This window comes from Micromonospora sp. NPDC048063 (genome assembly GCF_043202855.1).
Taxonomy (GTDB): domain Bacteria; phylum Actinomycetota; class Actinomycetes; order Mycobacteriales; family Micromonosporaceae; genus Micromonospora.
In genome coordinates this window covers 166,422-180,526 of the sequence record NZ_JBIDBG010000012.1, presented here as the reverse complement: position 1 = coordinate 180,526, position 14,105 = coordinate 166,422, and the positions used below count along the sequence as shown (strand labels likewise).

At 75.2% G+C, this 14,105-nt stretch carries 15 protein-coding genes; 9 read left to right on the top strand and 6 right to left on the bottom strand.

Annotated elements, in window-relative coordinates:
* Positions 1-74: 74 nt before the first annotated feature.
* The 3 genes from ACGFZ2_RS25975 to ACGFZ2_RS25965 form a co-directional block, all read right to left on the bottom strand.
* Positions 75-1,181: a hypothetical protein gene (locus tag ACGFZ2_RS25975; protein WP_393259452.1), complete on the bottom strand. Its 1,107-nt coding sequence runs from the start codon at positions 1,179-1,181 to the stop codon at positions 75-77.
* Positions 1,182-1,260: 79 nt separating this feature from the next.
* Entirely contained in the window at positions 1,261-1,527 is a 267-nt protein-coding gene (locus tag ACGFZ2_RS25970) for a DUF6457 domain-containing protein (protein WP_393259454.1), read from the bottom strand.
* Complete coding sequence (locus ACGFZ2_RS25965) at positions 1,524-2,264, bottom strand: molybdenum cofactor guanylyltransferase (protein ID WP_393457735.1); 741 nt, start codon at positions 2,262-2,264, stop codon at positions 1,524-1,526. Before ACGFZ2_RS25965 ends, ACGFZ2_RS25970 begins: the two co-directional genes overlap by 4 nt.
* Here ACGFZ2_RS25965 and fdhD point away from each other — a divergent pair.
* Positions 2,247-3,101 carry a formate dehydrogenase accessory sulfurtransferase FdhD gene (fdhD, locus tag ACGFZ2_RS25960; RefSeq protein ID WP_393457732.1) on the top strand — a complete coding sequence of 285 codons (855 nt, stop codon included), beginning with the start codon at positions 2,247-2,249 and terminating at the stop codon, positions 3,099-3,101. The two genes, ACGFZ2_RS25965 and fdhD, sit on opposite strands and share 18 nt — an antisense overlap.
* A 195-nt stretch (positions 3,102-3,296) precedes the next feature.
* Here fdhD and ACGFZ2_RS25955 read toward each other — a convergent pair whose 3' ends face one another.
* Complete coding sequence (locus tag ACGFZ2_RS25955; RefSeq protein WP_393259459.1) at positions 3,297-3,548, bottom strand: flavin reductase; 252 nt, start codon at positions 3,546-3,548, stop codon at positions 3,297-3,299.
* Entirely contained in the window at positions 3,545-3,829 is a 285-nt protein-coding gene (locus tag ACGFZ2_RS25950) for a hypothetical protein (protein WP_393259461.1), read from the bottom strand. Before ACGFZ2_RS25950 ends, ACGFZ2_RS25955 begins: the two co-directional genes overlap by 4 nt.
* Before the next feature lie 207 nt (positions 3,830-4,036).
* Between ACGFZ2_RS25950 and ACGFZ2_RS25945 the strand changes: the two genes are divergently transcribed.
* The 3 genes from ACGFZ2_RS25945 to ACGFZ2_RS25935 all read left to right on the top strand — a co-directional run bounded on the left by ACGFZ2_RS25945 (position 4,037) and on the right by ACGFZ2_RS25935 (position 6,027).
* Complete coding sequence (locus ACGFZ2_RS25945) at positions 4,037-4,783, top strand: helix-turn-helix transcriptional regulator (RefSeq protein WP_357450398.1); 747 nt, start codon at positions 4,037-4,039, stop codon at positions 4,781-4,783.
* Complete coding sequence (locus ACGFZ2_RS25940; protein ID WP_350702536.1) at positions 4,771-4,965, top strand: DUF397 domain-containing protein; 195 nt, start codon at positions 4,771-4,773, stop codon at positions 4,963-4,965. Before ACGFZ2_RS25945 ends, ACGFZ2_RS25940 begins: the two co-directional genes overlap by 13 nt.
* Before the next feature lie 186 nt (positions 4,966-5,151).
* Entirely contained in the window at positions 5,152-6,027 is an 876-nt protein-coding gene (locus ACGFZ2_RS25935; RefSeq protein WP_393457729.1) for an alpha/beta hydrolase, read from the top strand.
* 32 nt (positions 6,028-6,059) lie between these two features.
* Here the strand turns inward: ACGFZ2_RS25935 and ACGFZ2_RS25930 are convergent, their stop codons facing one another.
* Positions 6,060-7,100 carry a DUF4192 domain-containing protein gene (locus ACGFZ2_RS25930; protein ID WP_393259465.1) on the bottom strand — a complete coding sequence of 347 codons (1,041 nt, stop codon included), beginning with the start codon at positions 7,098-7,100 and terminating at the stop codon, positions 6,060-6,062.
* Between the two features lie 150 nt (positions 7,101-7,250).
* Here ACGFZ2_RS25930 and ACGFZ2_RS25925 point away from each other — a divergent pair, with 150 nt between their 5' ends.
* From ACGFZ2_RS25925 to ACGFZ2_RS25905, 5 genes are all read left to right on the top strand, one after another.
* Positions 7,251-8,156 (top strand): fructosamine kinase family protein, encoded by a 906-nt coding sequence (locus ACGFZ2_RS25925; protein WP_393457726.1) that lies wholly within the window; start codon positions 7,251-7,253, stop codon positions 8,154-8,156.
* The gene (gene moaA / locus ACGFZ2_RS25920; protein ID WP_393457723.1) at positions 8,153-9,166 is read left to right on the top strand and encodes a GTP 3',8-cyclase MoaA; all 1,014 of its coding nucleotides are present in this window, start codon (positions 8,153-8,155) and stop codon (positions 9,164-9,166) included. Before ACGFZ2_RS25925 ends, moaA begins: the two co-directional genes overlap by 4 nt.
* A gap of 134 nt (positions 9,167-9,300) precedes the next feature.
* Complete coding sequence (locus ACGFZ2_RS25915; RefSeq protein ID WP_393260632.1) at positions 9,301-9,540, top strand: MoaD/ThiS family protein; 240 nt, start codon at positions 9,301-9,303, stop codon at positions 9,538-9,540.
* 13 nt (positions 9,541-9,553) lie between these two features.
* Complete coding sequence (locus ACGFZ2_RS25910; RefSeq protein WP_393457720.1) at positions 9,554-10,798, top strand: metallophosphoesterase; 1,245 nt, start codon at positions 9,554-9,556, stop codon at positions 10,796-10,798.
* Between the two features lie 100 nt (positions 10,799-10,898).
* Positions 10,899-14,093: a UvrD-helicase domain-containing protein gene (locus tag ACGFZ2_RS25905; RefSeq protein ID WP_393457717.1), complete on the top strand. Its 3,195-nt coding sequence runs from the start codon at positions 10,899-10,901 to the stop codon at positions 14,091-14,093.
* The last annotated feature ends 12 nt before the right edge of the window (positions 14,094-14,105 follow it).

The following is a 14,105-nucleotide window of genomic DNA, read 5'->3' as shown; positions in this document are numbered from 1 at the left end:
ACCCTCCCCGGCGGGTGGGGCCCGGTTTCTCGGGGTTTCCGGGCCCCACCCGTCTCAGCCGAGGATGCTCACTGTCAGAGGTACATGCCGGTGCGGTGCTCACCCTGGTCGCGCCTGACCGCCTTGTCGCCCTCGCCGAAGAAGCGCTTGCCACCGAACTCGCCGTGCAGCCGGTCGTCCAGCTCGTCCGCGAGCCCCGTCATCACCTGCACGGCGAGCATCAGGTGGGTGGCCTGGAAGTTGCGGCCGAAGACCGGGATGGACGCCCACACGGTGTCGTCGGCGCAGTAGAGCCGGCCGATGGGCATCCGGTTGGTCAGCTCGGAGAGCTTCACGTAGAGCCGCTCGGTGGGCTCGACCTCGGTGAGCACCGGGGAGAAGACGTCCACCAGCGGCGGGTTGTCGCGGACCCGGACGAAGACCATCGCCGAGCCGGCGCGGATGTTGATGTCACCATCGGAGTCGACCTGCAACCGGTCCGAGTCCGACTTGAGCATGGTCGAGACGACCGTGCGGACCCGCTCGGCGAGCGCGGCCACGTCGCTCTCCGGGGCCTGGGCGGCGGTCGCCGCGGCGAGCGCCTCGTCCAGGTCGGCCTCCACGTCGCGGTCCGGGCCGAACTCGCTGCGCGCGGTGCCCAGCGGCTCCACCGGCAGCGGCTCCCCCTCGGCGTCGTGGATCAGGTAGACGAGGAAGGCGGGGTGCGGGGCGCCGTAGACGTCGCGCAGCGTCCGGGTGATCAGGGCCGCCAGCCGGGTGGCGTCGGCGGTGTTGCCGTCCAGCCCGAAGTGCTCGCCGGAGCCCGCCACCACGCCGGGCGGCGACCAGCCGAGGGCGATCATGTCCGCCACCGCGGCCCGGTCCAGCCGGTAGCCCTGCGGCAGGGTGGCGTTGCCGACCGCGCGGGCCGCCAGCCGGCCCTCCTCGCCGACGTCGACACTGACGGAGTAGACCGCGTCGCCGGTGCCGGAGGCGGTGGGGTCGAGCGTCAGCTCGACGTGCGTGCCCGTCGGCAGCGCCGCCAGCCGCTCGGCCAACGCCCGCGCGAACTCCCGCCACGCCTGGGTCACCTTCGCCCGCAGGTCGGCCGTGGTGGGCTCGTCGAGCAGGATCGGCTCGTGGTGTGCCGGCAGGGTGCCGGGCGGGTCACCGTTCGGCGCCGAGGGGTGGTCTGCCGTCATGATCGCCTCCGTCCGTCCAGGTCACCCTACCCACGCAACCGGGGGGACGAATCAGCCCGACAGTGATCGGACAACGACCTCAGGCGGGGCCCTCGCCGGGGCGTTCGGCGCCCAGTTCGACCGGCCACGAGGCGGCCAGCGCGGTGAGCCGGGCCGAGGCGCCCGCCGGGTCCGCGCCCCGGCCGACCGCCAGCCCGAGGAGGTACGCGGTGACGGGCGCGCCCGGCCGCAGCACCTGGTGCGCCACGTCCTTGGCCAGGTCCAGCACGGCCGGCACCGGCACCTGGGCGGGGTCGAGACCCAGCTCGGCACAGGCCGCCGTCACCCAGTCGTCCATCACCGTCATCGCGCCCACTCCTCCGCCCGGCGTACGTCCTCGTCAGTGTCGCAGTCGAACCAGGGCGGCGGGCCGGCACCGGTCCACGGCACGTCGCGGACCCGCAGCCCGGCCAGCAGCGCCCGGATCGGCGCACCGGCGAGCGGCGGGGCGCCGCCCCGCCCGGCACGGGTGGCCGGCTCAGGGGCGGTGGCCGGCTCAGGGGCGGTGGCCGGCTCGGTGGCGGCCCGCTCGGCGGCGAGGCGGTCCAGGGCGGCGCGCAGCGGGACCACCCGCCACACCCCGCAGAGCGTCTGCCGCCGCCCGTCCTGGTCGACGTAGCAGGCGCCGTCGTGATCGGCGTCGAGCCGGTCGAGCAGCCCGCCGACGGCGGCACGGGTGAGCAGGGGCAGGTCGGCGGCGAGCAGGGCGACCACCGGCGTACCGGGGTCGAGCAGGGCCAGCCCGGCCGCGGCGGCGGCGACGGGGCCCCCGCCCGGCGGCTCCTCCCGGGTCACCCGCACCCCGGCGGGCACCGGCCCGCGCGGGCCGACCACGATGCGCGGGGCGGCGTCGGCGACGGCGGCCAGCACCCGGTCCCGCATGGGCCGGCCGCCGACCACCCGGGCGGGCTTGTCCACGCCGCCCATCCGGCGGGCGGCCCCGCCGGCCAGCACCACCGCCGCGTACGCGTCCACCCGGCCACGGTAGCCGCACGGCGGCCCGGGCACGGGGTGCAGGATGGCGGGATGGGACGGGCGACTCACCGACGCGGCGTGCTCCGCATCGACCTCGACGCGGCGGACACCGGCCGCACCTCGCTACGCCGGCAGGACGCTCTCGCCGTGGAGGAGCCGCTGGAGATCCGGGTCGGCGCGGCGGGCCCCGGCCGGCGACGGCCGCTCGCGGTGACCATGCGTACGCCCGGCGAGGATCTGGACCTGGCAATCGGCTTCCTGCTCACCGAGGGGCTGATCCGTGCCGCCGACGACGTGCACACCGCGCAGCTCTGCGCCGGCGCGGAGACGCCCAACACGTACAACGTGGTGGACGTGGTGCTCGCGCCCGGCGTGCCCGAGCCGGCCACCGACCCGGCCCGGAACTTCTACACCACCAGCTCCTGCGGGGTGTGCGGCAAGGCGAGCATCGACGCCGTGCGTACCCGGTCCGTCTTCGCGGTGGGTGACGACCCGCTGACTGTGCCGGCGGCGGTCCTGGCCGAGCTGCCGGACCGGCTGCGGGCGGCGCAGCGCGGTTTCGACCGCACCGGCGGGCTGCACGCGGCGGCGCTGTTCACGGCGGACGGCGAGCTGGTCGTGCTGCGCGAGGACGTCGGCCGGCACAACGCGGTCGACAAGGTGATCGGTTGGGCGGTCCGCGAGCGGCGGCTGCCGCTGGCCGGGCACGTGCTGCTGGTCTCCGGGCGGGCGAGCTTCGAGCTGACCCAGAAGGCGTGGATGGCCGGCGTGCCGCTGCTCGCGGCGGTCTCCGCGCCGAGCAGCCTGGCGGCGGACCTGGCCGAGGAGGCCGGGCTGACCCTGGTGGGCTTCCTGCGCGACCGGACCATGAACGTCTACGCCCACCCCCGCCGGATCACCGCCTGATCCATGTGCCGAGCAGTTCCCACCGGGCGGCGGCGGCCCAAGCCAACAGGAGGCCGGCGATGTCGGGCGGCCCGGGACCGGTCGAGTCGGCCCGCGGGACGCACGTCCGCTACATCCTTCGACGGATGCCCCTGTCTGGGGTGGGTGGTGGAACGCTGTCGAGCTGCCCCGTCCATGAGACCACCCGCGTACCGGCTACCCGCGGGCCCGCGCCCACCCGGTGAAGCGCTCGGCCAGGTCGCCCGGTGCCGGGGCGCGGTCCGACGCCGCGAGCTGTTCGCCCGCCTCCGCCTGGAGGGTAGCCAGGTGAACCAGCAGGGCCGCCCGGTCCGTCCGGTACTCGGCGAGCAGCCGCAACTTCGCGGCGGAACACGGCCAGGCGATCCCACAGGCCGCGCAGCGCCAGGTGGGCCGGGTGGGCAGATGCTCGGGGCGCCGCCGACTCACGCCGTCACCCGCACGCGGGAGATCGGGCGGCGGGCCGGGGCAGCGGCCGGGGGCGGCGGCGTACGCCAACGCACTCCCTCGCACCGCACGTACAGCGAGCGCCGGTCCACGGCGTCGCCGCGCGCGTTCAGCTCGTAGACGTCGATCCAGCACCATCCGTGGTACGTGTGCCAGTCGGTCAGGACACGGATCACCCGCACGGTGATCGGGCGGACGAACTGAGGGCTCGCGGATCGGGTCAGGCACAGAACGTCGCCGGAGGTGATCTCTCGCGGGCTCACCGTCTTTCCCTTCGTCCGTCGGCTGGAGGAGGGGGCCGCCACGGATGCTCGCCCGGCGGCGGCCCCCTCGCCGGCACGACCGGCGGGCTTCGGGTGCCTCCACCGGCTCGCGCCGCCTACAAGGCACCTTGCCGAGGGTTGCCAGACAGTGACACCGCGTAGCAGTCTGTACCGGAATCATTCGGGACGTTCGAGTGAGGGATCGGGATGAACCGGGCGGTACAGGTAGCGATGGCGAAGGCCGGTGAGACTGCCGAGAGCCTTGCAGCTCAAGTCGGCGTTGACCCGAAGACGGCGGCGCGGTGGGTGAGCCAGGGACGAATTCCGCAGACCCGTCACCGTGCCCGGGTCGCCGAAATCCTGAACAAGGACATAGAGGAGCTTTGGCCGGACGCACTGAAGCGCCGCGAGCCGGCATGGTTCCAGCCATGGACGGACATCGAGCGCGAAGCGGCTGGGCTGCGGTGCTATGAGTCGACCGTCATTCCCGGACTACTTCAGACCGAGGCCTATGCCCGCGCGGTGCTCGCGAGTGGCCCCCTGATAGCCGACGCAGACGGCTACGTCGAGACGCGGCTACGGCGGCAGGCTGCGGTGTTTGAGCGGCCCCGGCCGCCCCTGGCGGTCTTCGTGATCGATGAGGCAGCGTTGCGCCGAGGCGCGCCGGCAGTCATGGTGCCGCAGCTCGACCACCTGGCAGCGATGGCCGAACGGCCTAACGTCATGGTGCATGTCCTTCCGCTGGACGCGGGCCTCCACCCAGGCCAGGCGGGGCCGTTCGTGATTGCCACGACGAGGGACGGCGAGGATGTCGGCTACCTGGATGATCAGGCAACTGGACGCATCACTAATGACGTTGCTCCGCTGTGGGCCGTGTGGGATACCGTGAGATCGGTCGCGCTCCCGCGAAACCAATCCATCGACTTCCTAGAGGCAAGATCATGGCTGACCTGACCGGCGCGCGGTGGCGCAAGGCCACCCGCAGCAGCTCGAACGGCGGCAACTGCGTCGAGGTCGCCGACAACCTTCCTGGCGTCGTCGCCGTACGCGACTCGAAGGACCCGGCCGGCCCGGCCCTCACCTTCGGGCCAGCGGCGTGGCGCGCATTCGTCGCTCGGGTCGCCGAACGGGCCTGACCGCCCCCGCATCTCCGCACGGCGCGAACCGCGACCGTCGTCGCCGGAACGAAACGGTGCGGTGGCCGGCCGCACGACGCCCTGCCGGCAGGCTGCCGCTCCGGGGCCCACCGCCGTCCACCCCGCCCCGAACAGCGGGCACGACGGGCGAGACGGACGCGGCCGGTCCGTGGTTGACTGCCCGGCATGGAGCTGGGCGTCGGCGAGCAGCAGCTTCCGGCCATCCTGGACCTTCCGGCCGGGCCGGCCCGGGGAGCGCTCGCCGTGCTGCACGGCTCCCATGCCGGCACGCGGTCCCACTTCCTCTACGAGCACCTGGCCCGGCTGCTGCCGCCGGCCGGCATCGCGGTGCTGCGCTACGACCGGCGCCCCCGGGTCGACGGTCACGACGTGCCGCTGACCGCCCAGGCCGACGACGCGGCGGCAGCCCTCGACGTGCTGCGCCGGCAGGTCGGCGACGCCCCCGTCGGGCTGTGGGGGTTCAGCCAGGGGGCTTGGGCAGCCGCGTTGACCGCCAGCCGGCACCGGGTCGACTTCCTCGTGCTCGTCGGGTGCAGCGGCGTCAGCCCCGCCCGGCAGATGCGGTACGCCACCGCCGAGCAGCTTTGCCGCCACGGGTACGGCGACGCCGACCTCGCCCACCTGAGCCGGCTGCGTCGGGTCGCAGAGACGTACCTGCGCGGCGGGCTGCCCCGGTCGGTCGCCCAGGCGGAGCTGGACGCGGCCGTCGAGCGGCCCTGGTTTCCGCTGGTGTTCCTGCCGCGTGAAGTGCCGGAGCCGGGTGCCTGGGCCGACATGGACTTCGACCCGGAGCCGGTCTTCGCGGAGCTGTCCTGCCCGGTGCTGCTCTGCTACGGCGAGACCGACGCCTGGATACCGATCGAGGAGAGTCTGGCGGTGTGGCGCCGGGCCGCCCGCGCCGCCGAGCTGGCTGTCGCCCGGCTGACCGGCTGCGACCACGCGCCCACCCTGGACGAGGCCGACGACCTGGCCGGAGTCAGCCCGCAGTACGAGCAGATCCTGCTCTCCTGGCTGGGCCGGCGGCTTCCTGCCCGGGGATGACCCGGGCCGCCATGCGTCGGCCCGGCGGCGGATCAGCGGGGCCCCCGGCGGGTGCGCCTGCGGCGTAGCACGCCGGGCACCGCGACCGCCGGCCAGCCGTCCAACGCGGACGGCGGCACGCCCCGGCGGAGCAGGTCGTCGAGGAGCAGCGCCAGCGAGTGGTCGGGGTGCTCGGCCAGGCCCCGTTCCAGGGCCACCGCCGCCAGTGCCCCCTGCCCCGCCCGCCAGGCCGCGAACGCCAGCAGCGCCGCCGGCGCGGCGATCAGCTCCGGCTCGGCCCGGCGCAGCACGTCGGTCCAGAGCGCGATGTCCTCGTCCCGCCCGTCCGTGCGCTCCCACGCGTGGTCGCGGACGGTGACGTGGGTCAGCAGCAGGCTCAGCCAGGCCACCTCGTCGTCGCCGAGCCGCTGCCCCCGCCGGTGCCGGCGCAACGCGCCGCGTACCGCCGCCACCCCGGCGGCCCGGACCGCCCGCCCGTCGCGCAGCTCCGCCGGGGGCGTCTTGTCGAGCAGGGCCGCCAGGCGCCGCTCGGCGCGGACGGCGGCCCGGCGCATCGCCACCCGGCCCGGGCCGTCGACCGGGGCGACCTGCGCGACGAGGGCGGCCCGGTCGGGCAGGGCGACCTGGCCGGCGAAGACGGCCGCCGCGCTGACCTCGCTGGCCCCGGCGTCGAAGCGGGTGCCCTCCGGCGGGCAGCACTCCGGCTCCGTGCAGACGTACGACCAGTAGCGGCCCTCGGTGACGCGGAGGGCGTCGAGCACGGGCAGCCCGGCCACGGCCAGCGCGGCGCGCACGGCGTCGACGGCCGGGGTGACCCGGGCGGCCGGGCCGTAACCCAGGACCGTGGCGGTCTCGGCGCCCTGCCGGGCGATGACGCCGGCGAGGTGCCGGGCCGGATCGTGCGGGTCTGCCAGGTCGGGCAGGTCGGCGCGGGCGGCGAAGGTGATCCGGCGGCCCCGCATGGCGACCACTACCACGCTGTCGGCCGGGTGGAAGCCGAGCAGGTACGGCACGGCGGCGATGAGGTCGGCGGGGGAACGGACGGCGAGCCGGGGGCGGTCGGTCGAGGTCATGCCCGCAGCCTGCGGCGCGGGCGCACCGGCCGGCTGACCCTGTGGACGACACACGGGTTATCCACAGACACGGAGAGTATCGCCGCAGCTCACCGGGGAACCTGTGGCGCGAACGACGCGCGGTGAGGGTGAAGCGGCTACGTTGCCGTCATGGATCTGGCGTACCTGCGGGCGCATCCGGAGCACCTGCCGACCTTCCTGACCCACCAGCGGATCCGGGAGACGCCCGTCTCCGGCGGCGACATCTGCGCCGCCTCCCGGTTGACCCTGGACGACGGCCACTCCGTCTTCGCCAAGACCTGGCCGGAGACCGCCGGAAGGCCCGTGCCCGAGGGCTTCTTCGCCGCCGAGGCGGCCGGCCTGCGCTGGCTACGCGAGGCGGGCGCGGTCGCCGTACCGGACGTGGTCGTGGCGCTGCCGGAGCTGCTGGCACTCGACTGGGTCGAGCCCGGCGAGCCGACGCCCGAGGCGGCCGAACGGTTCGGCCGGGAGCTGGCGGGGCTGCACCGGGCCGGCGCGCCGGCCTTCGGGGCCGAGTGGGCCGGGTTCATCGGGGCCCTCCCGCAGGACAACACGCCGGACGACGGCCCGTGGTCGCGCTGGTTCGCCGAGCGTCGGCTGGTCCCCTACCTGCGCCGCTCGGTGGACGGCGGCGCGCTGACCGGCGCGGAGGCCGGGCTGGTCGAGGAGGTCGTCGACCGGATCGGCGAGTTCGGCGGGGACGAGCCGCCGGCCCGCATCCACGGCGACCTCTGGCCGGGCAACGTGCTCTGGGGGGCCGACGACCGGGCCTGGCTGGTGGACCCGGCGGCGCACGGCGGGCACCGGGAGACCGACCTGGCGCAGTTGGCGCTCTTCGGCGGCGCGCCCCACCTGGACCGGATCCTCGCCGCGTACGCGGAGGCGTGGCCGCCGGCCGACGGGTGGCGGGAGCGGGTGCCGCTGCACCAGCTCCACCTGATGCTGGTGCACACCGCCCTGTTCGGCGGGGCGTACCGCGATGGGGTCGCCCGCACCGCCCGGTCGGCGCTGGTGCGCGCTACCGTCGACGGGTGAACGCCGCCCCACCGACCGATGGCGTCCTCGTCGACCGGTACGGCCGCGTCGCCCGGGACCTACGCGTGTCGCTGACCGACAAGTGCAACCTGCGCTGCACCTACTGCATGCCGGCCGACGGGCTGCCCTGGCTGGCGGGCCCGCAACTGCTCGACGACGACGAGATCGTCCGGTTGGTCGGGGTCGCGGTGCGGCGGCTCGGGGTGACCGAGGTGCGGTTCACCGGCGGGGAGCCGCTGATCCGGCCCGGGCTGGTCGGCATCGTGGCCGCCGTGGCGGCGCTGGAGCCGCGTCCCCGGATCTCCCTGACCACCAACGGCATCGGGCTGGACCGGCTCGCCCCCGCGCTGCGCGCCGCCGGGCTGGACCGGGTGAACGTCTCGCTGGACACCCTGGAGCCGGAGCGGTTCGCCCGGCTCACCCGGCGCCGGCGCCTCCCCGACGTGCTGGCCGGGCTCGCCGGAGCCACCGCCGCCGGGCTGACGCCGGTCAAGGTCAACGCGGTGCTGATGCGCGGAATCAACGACGACGAGGTGCCGGCGCTGCTCCGCTTCGCCCTGACGCACGGCTACGAGCTGCGGTTCATCGAGCAGATGCCGTTGGACGCCCAGCACGGCTGGGACCGCGCCACCATGGTCACCGCCGACGAGATCCTCGCCTCGCTGCGCCGGGAGTTCGCCCTGACCCCCGACCCCACGGAACGCGGCGCGGCGCCGGCCGAGACCTGGCTGGTCGACGGCGGCCCCGCGCGGGTCGGCGTGATCGCCAGCGTCACCCGGCCGTTCTGCGGTGACTGCGACCGCACCCGGCTCACCGCCGACGGACAGGTCCGCACCTGCCTCTTCGCCACGGAGGAGGCCGACCTGCGCGGCGCGCTGCGGGCCGGGGCGGACGACGACGAGCTGGCCCGGCGCTGGCGCACGGCGATGTGGGGCAAGCGGGCCGGGCACGACATCGACGACCCGACCTTCCTCCAGCCGGCCCGGCCGATGTCCGCGATCGGGGGTTGACCGTGGCGGAACCGACGCGGCCGGCCCGCACCGGGACACCGGCCCAGGCAGACACGGCCCGCGCCACGCCGCCGACCCAGGCCGGCACAGCCCGCACCGGGTCACCGGCCGAGGGTGCCGACGTCGAGGCGTCGCTGACCGTCCGATACTTCGCCGGGGCGCGGGCCGCCGCCGGCCGGCCCGAGGAGACCGCACCCGGAGGCGGCTGCCTCGACGAACTCGTCGTGGAACTCGCCGGGCGGCACGGCGAGCAGCTCGCCGCCGTGCTGCGGGTGGCGAGTTTCCTGGTCGACGGCGTGACCTGCCATGATCGTCGGGCACCGCTACCGGCCGGGGCCACGATCGACGTCCTGCCCCCCTTCGCGGGCGGCTGAGGGAGGCGCACACATGCTGGCGGCACTGGCCTTCGTGGCCACCATGGCGCTGATCACCGGCCTGATCCACCTCTACCTCTGGAAACGGCTGGTGCGCGACACCACCACCCCGGGGCGTTGGCGGCGGATCGGCGGGATCACCGCCCTGGTGCTGGCGCTGCTCGTACCGGCGACCATGGCCGGCACCCAGGCGGGCCTCTACTGGCTCGCGTGGCCGGGCTACCTCTGGCTCGCCGTCATGTTCTACCTGCTGGTGCTGCTCGTGGCGCTGGAGGTGCCGATGCTGGTGGCCCGGCTGGTGCTGCGCCGCCAGGCCGTCGCCGCGGAGCCCACCGCCGCCGCGCCCGAGCCCGCCCTGGTCGGCGCGGCGGGGCCGGCCGATCCGCCGGCCGCCGGCGCGGTCGCGCAGCCGGACCACGACCCGGCCCGCCGGTTGCTGCTCGCCCGCGGGGCGGCGATCTTCGCCGGGCTCACCGCGACGGGCCTCACCGGGTACGGCATCCGCACCGCGCTCGGCCCGCCGCGGCTCGACCGGGTGCAGATCCCGCTCGCCAAGCTCCCCCGGAGCATGGACGGCCTGCGGATCGCCACCGTCTCCGACATCCACCTCGGCCCGCTGCGTGGCCGGGCCCACACCGAGCGGATCGTCGCCGCGATCAACCGCCTGGACGCCGACATCGTCGCGGTCGTCGGCGACCTGGTCGACGGCTCGGTGGCCGAGCTGGGCGAGGCGGCCGAGCCGCTGCGCGGCCTGCGCTCCCGGCACGGCAGCTACTTCGTCACCGGCAACCACGAGTACTACTCGGGCGTCGAGGAGTGGGTCCAGGAGGTGGACCGGCTCGGGCTGCGGGTGATGCAGAACGAGCGGACGGAGATCCAGGCCCGGGGCGGTGTGCTCGACCTGGCCGGGGTCAACGACGTGACCGCCGCCGGCACCGGGCTGGCCGCCCCGGCGGACTACGCGGCGGCGCTCGGCGACCGCGACCCGAGCCGCCCGGTGGTGCTGCTCGCCCACCAGCCGGTGGCCGCGGTGGAGGCGGCGAAGTTCGGCGTCGACCTCCAGCTCTCGGGGCACACCCACGGCGGCCAGATGGTCCCGTTCAACCTCCTGGTGAAGCTCCAGCAGCCGGTGGTCTCCGGCCTCGGCGAGGTCGACGGCACCAAGGTGTACGTCACCAACGGCGCCGGCTTCTGGGGCCCGCCGGTGCGCGTCGGCGCGGAGCCGCAGGTCACCCTGGTCGAGCTCCGCGCCCGCTGACCCATAGCGCGGGGCAGGCGGCTTGTCCAGCACCGGACGCTCAGGTCACGGGTCTGCGTGGCGACCGGCGGGTAATCGAGCGGGCGTGACAGGATGCGGCGTGCCTCCGTTCAGCGCCGCACCCTCCGGTGGCCTCCCGCCGTTCGTCGCGGATCTGCACATCCACTCGAAGTACTCGCGCGCGTGCAGCCGCGACCTCACCCTGCCCAACCTCGCCTGGTGGGCGCGGCGCAAGGGCATCGGCGTGCTCGGCACCGGCGACTTCACCCACCCCGCCTGGTACGACCACCTGCGCGAGACGCTGCACCCCGCCGAGCCCGGCCTGTACCGGCTCAGCCCGGAGGCGGAGCGGGACGTCGCCCGCCGGCTGCCGCCCCGGCTGGCCAGTGAGGCGGAGACGGACCCGGTCCGCTTCATGCTCAGCGTGGAGATCTCCACGATCTACAAGCGGGACGACCGCACCCGCAAGGTGCACCACCTGATCTACCTGCCCGACCTGGACGCGGTGGCGCGGTTCAACACGGCGCTCGGGCGGATCGGCAACCTCGGCTCGGACGGCCGGCCGATCCTCGGCCTGGACTCGCGGGACCTGCTGGAGATCACCCTGGAGGCCAGCGCCGACGGCTACCTGGTGCCCGCGCACATCTGGACGCCGTGGTTCTCCGCGCTGGGCTCGAAATCCGGCTTCGACGCGATCGCCGACTGCTACGCCGACCTCGCCGACCACGTCTTCGCGGTGGAGACCGGCCTCTCCTCCGACCCCGAGATGAACTGGCGGGTCGGCAGCCTGGACCGCTACCAGCTCGTGTCGAACTCGGACGCGCACTCGCCGCCCGCCCTGGCCCGGGAGGCCACCGTCTTCGCCACCGCCCGGGACTACTTCGCCGTCCGGGACGCGCTGCGCACCGGCGACGGGCTGGCCGGGACCATCGAGTTCTTCCCCGAGGAGGGCAAGTACCACGCGGACGGGCACCGGCTCTGCGGGGTCAACTGGTCCCCGGAGCGGACCCGGGCCGCCGGCGGGCGCTGCCCGGAGTGCGACAAGCCGCTGACCGTCGGCGTGCTGAGCCGGGTGGAGGAGCTGGCCGACCGTCCGGCGGGGCACCGGCCCCCGCACGCCAGGGACGTCACCCACCTCGTGCCGCTGGCCGAGGTCCTCGGCGAGATCAACAAGGTGGGCGCCCGCTCGAAGAAGGTCGAGGGGAAGCTCAACGACCTGCTCGCCGCGCTCGGCCCGGAGCTGGAGATCCTCACCACCACCCCGCTCGCCGAGATCGCCCGGGTCGGCGGGGAACTGCTCGCCGAGGGCATCGGCCGGCTGCGCCGGGGCGACGTCCGCCGGGTCCCCGGCTACGACGGCGAGTACGGCGTCATCACCCTGTTCGACCCGGCCGAGCTGGGTGGCGGCGCGGCGACGGCGCAGGAGACCCTCTTCGACGTACCCGTGCCGGCGCAGCGCACCCCCGCGGAGCCGGCGCCGAAGCCGCGGGCCAAGCGCCCGGCGGCAGCCAAGGCCGAGCCGAAGCGCAAGGCCGCGCCGGCCACGCCGCCGCCCCCGATCGCGCCGGCGCCCTCGCCGCACGAGCCGTTCGAGCCGATGCTCGCGGGCATGGAGGAGGTCGGCACCGGCCTGTTGGACCGGCTCGACGCGATGCAGCGGGTGGCCGCCTCCGCGCCCGGCGGGCCGCTGCTCATCGTCGCCGGGCCCGGCACCGGCAAGACCCGGACGCTGACCCACCGGATCGCCTACCTCTGCGCCGAGCTGAACGTCTTCCCGGAGCAGTGCCTGGCGATCACGTTCACCCGGCGCGCCGCCGAGGAGCTGCGGCACCGCCTCGACGGCCTGCTCGGGCCGGTCGCCGAGGACGTCACGGTCGGCACCTTCCACTCGCTGGGGCTGACCATCCTGCGGGAGAACGCCGACGCCGTCGGCCTGCCGGCGGACTTCCGGATCGCCGACGACGCCCAGCGGGCGGAGGCCCGTGCCGAGGCCGGTGCCGACGACGCCGGCTACGCGGCGCTGCTGCGCAAGCAGGACCTGGTCGACCTGGACGAGCTGCTCACCCTGCCGGTCGCGCTGCTGCGGGCCGACCGGAAGCTGGTGCAGCGCTACCGGGAGCGCTGGCGGTGGATCTTCGTCGACGAGTACCAGGACGTCGACGAGGTGCAGTACGAGCTGCTGCGCCTGCTCAGCCCCGCCGACGGCAACCTCTGCGCGATCGGCGACCCGGACCAGGCCATCTACTCCTTCCGGGGCGCCGACGTCGGCTACTTCCTGCGCTTCTCGCAGGACTTCACCGACGCCCGGCTGGTGCGGCTGAACCGCAACTACCGCTCCTCCGCCCCCATCCTGGCCGCCGCGGTGCAGGCAATCGCGCCGTCGTCGCTGGTCCGGGGCCGCCGGCTCGACCCGGCCCGGCTCGACCCGGAGGCCCCGCTGGTCGGCCGCTACCCCGCGGCCTCCGTCGCCGACGAGGCCGACTTCGTCGTACGCACCGTCGACGAGCTGGTCGGCGGGCTCTCCCACCGGTCGCTCGACTCGGGGCGGATCGACGGCCGGTCGACCTCGCTCTCCTTCTCCGACATCGCCGTGCTCTACCGCACGGACGCGCAGGCCGCACCGATCGTGGACGCGCTGGCGCGGGCCAACATCCCGGTGCAGAAGCGCTCGCACGACCGGCTGCGGGACCGGCCGGGGGTGGCGGCCATCGCCCGCGAGCTGCGGCACGCCGACGGGCTCGACGGCTCGCTGGCCGCCCGCGTCCGGCTGGCCGGTCAGGTGCTGGCGGAGCGCTTCGCCGTGCCGACGCTGGACGGCGCCGGCGCGGTACGCCCGGAGGACGTCCGGGCGGCGGTCGACCTGCTCACCCCGCTGGCCCGCCGCTGCGGCGACGACCTGCCGCTGTTCCTGTCCCAGCTCGCCACCGGCGCGGAGGTGGACGCCCTCGACCCGCGCGCCGAGGCGGTCACCCTGCTCACCCTGCACGCCGCGAAGGGGCTGGAGTTCCCGGTCGTCTTCCTGGTCGGCGCCGAGGACGGGCTGCTCCCGCTGCGCTGGCCCGGCAGCACGCCCGACGACGACGCGATCGCCGAGGAGCGGCGGCTCTTCTTCGTGGGGCTGACCCGGGCCCAGGACCGCCTGTACGTCACCCACGCCGCCCGCCGCAGCCGGCAGGGCAACGAGCGCGAGTGCTCCCCGTCGCCGTTCCTCGACGCCATCGACCCGGGCCTCTTCGAACGCTTCGGCGAAGCCCAACCCCGCCGCCCCCGAGACCACCAACTCCGCCTCATCTGAGGGAACGCGCGG

Coding starts and splice junctions, on each gene's coding strand:
- ACGFZ2_RS25930 (WP_393259465.1), bottom strand. CDS start 7,100: ATGACCTCGACCGACCGCCCCCGGCTCGCCGTCCGTTCCCCCGCCGAC.
- ACGFZ2_RS25940 (WP_350702536.1), top strand. CDS start 4,771: ATGGCTGACCTGACCGGCGCGCGGTGGCGCAAGGCCACCCGCAGCAGC.
- ACGFZ2_RS25945 (WP_357450398.1), top strand. CDS start 4,037: ATGAACCGGGCGGTACAGGTAGCGATGGCGAAGGCCGGTGAGACTGCC.
- ACGFZ2_RS25970 (WP_393259454.1), bottom strand. CDS start 1,527: ATGACGGTGATGGACGACTGGGTGACGGCGGCCTGTGCCGAGCTGGGT.
- ACGFZ2_RS25975 (WP_393259452.1), bottom strand. CDS start 1,181: ATGACGGCAGACCACCCCTCGGCGCCGAACGGTGACCCGCCCGGCACC.
- ACGFZ2_RS25910 (WP_393457720.1), top strand. CDS start 9,554: ATGCTGGCGGCACTGGCCTTCGTGGCCACCATGGCGCTGATCACCGGC.
- fdhD (WP_393457732.1), top strand. CDS start 2,247: ATGGGACGGGCGACTCACCGACGCGGCGTGCTCCGCATCGACCTCGAC.
- ACGFZ2_RS25925 (WP_393457726.1), top strand. CDS start 7,251: ATGGATCTGGCGTACCTGCGGGCGCATCCGGAGCACCTGCCGACCTTC.
- ACGFZ2_RS25935 (WP_393457729.1), top strand. CDS start 5,152: ATGGAGCTGGGCGTCGGCGAGCAGCAGCTTCCGGCCATCCTGGACCTT.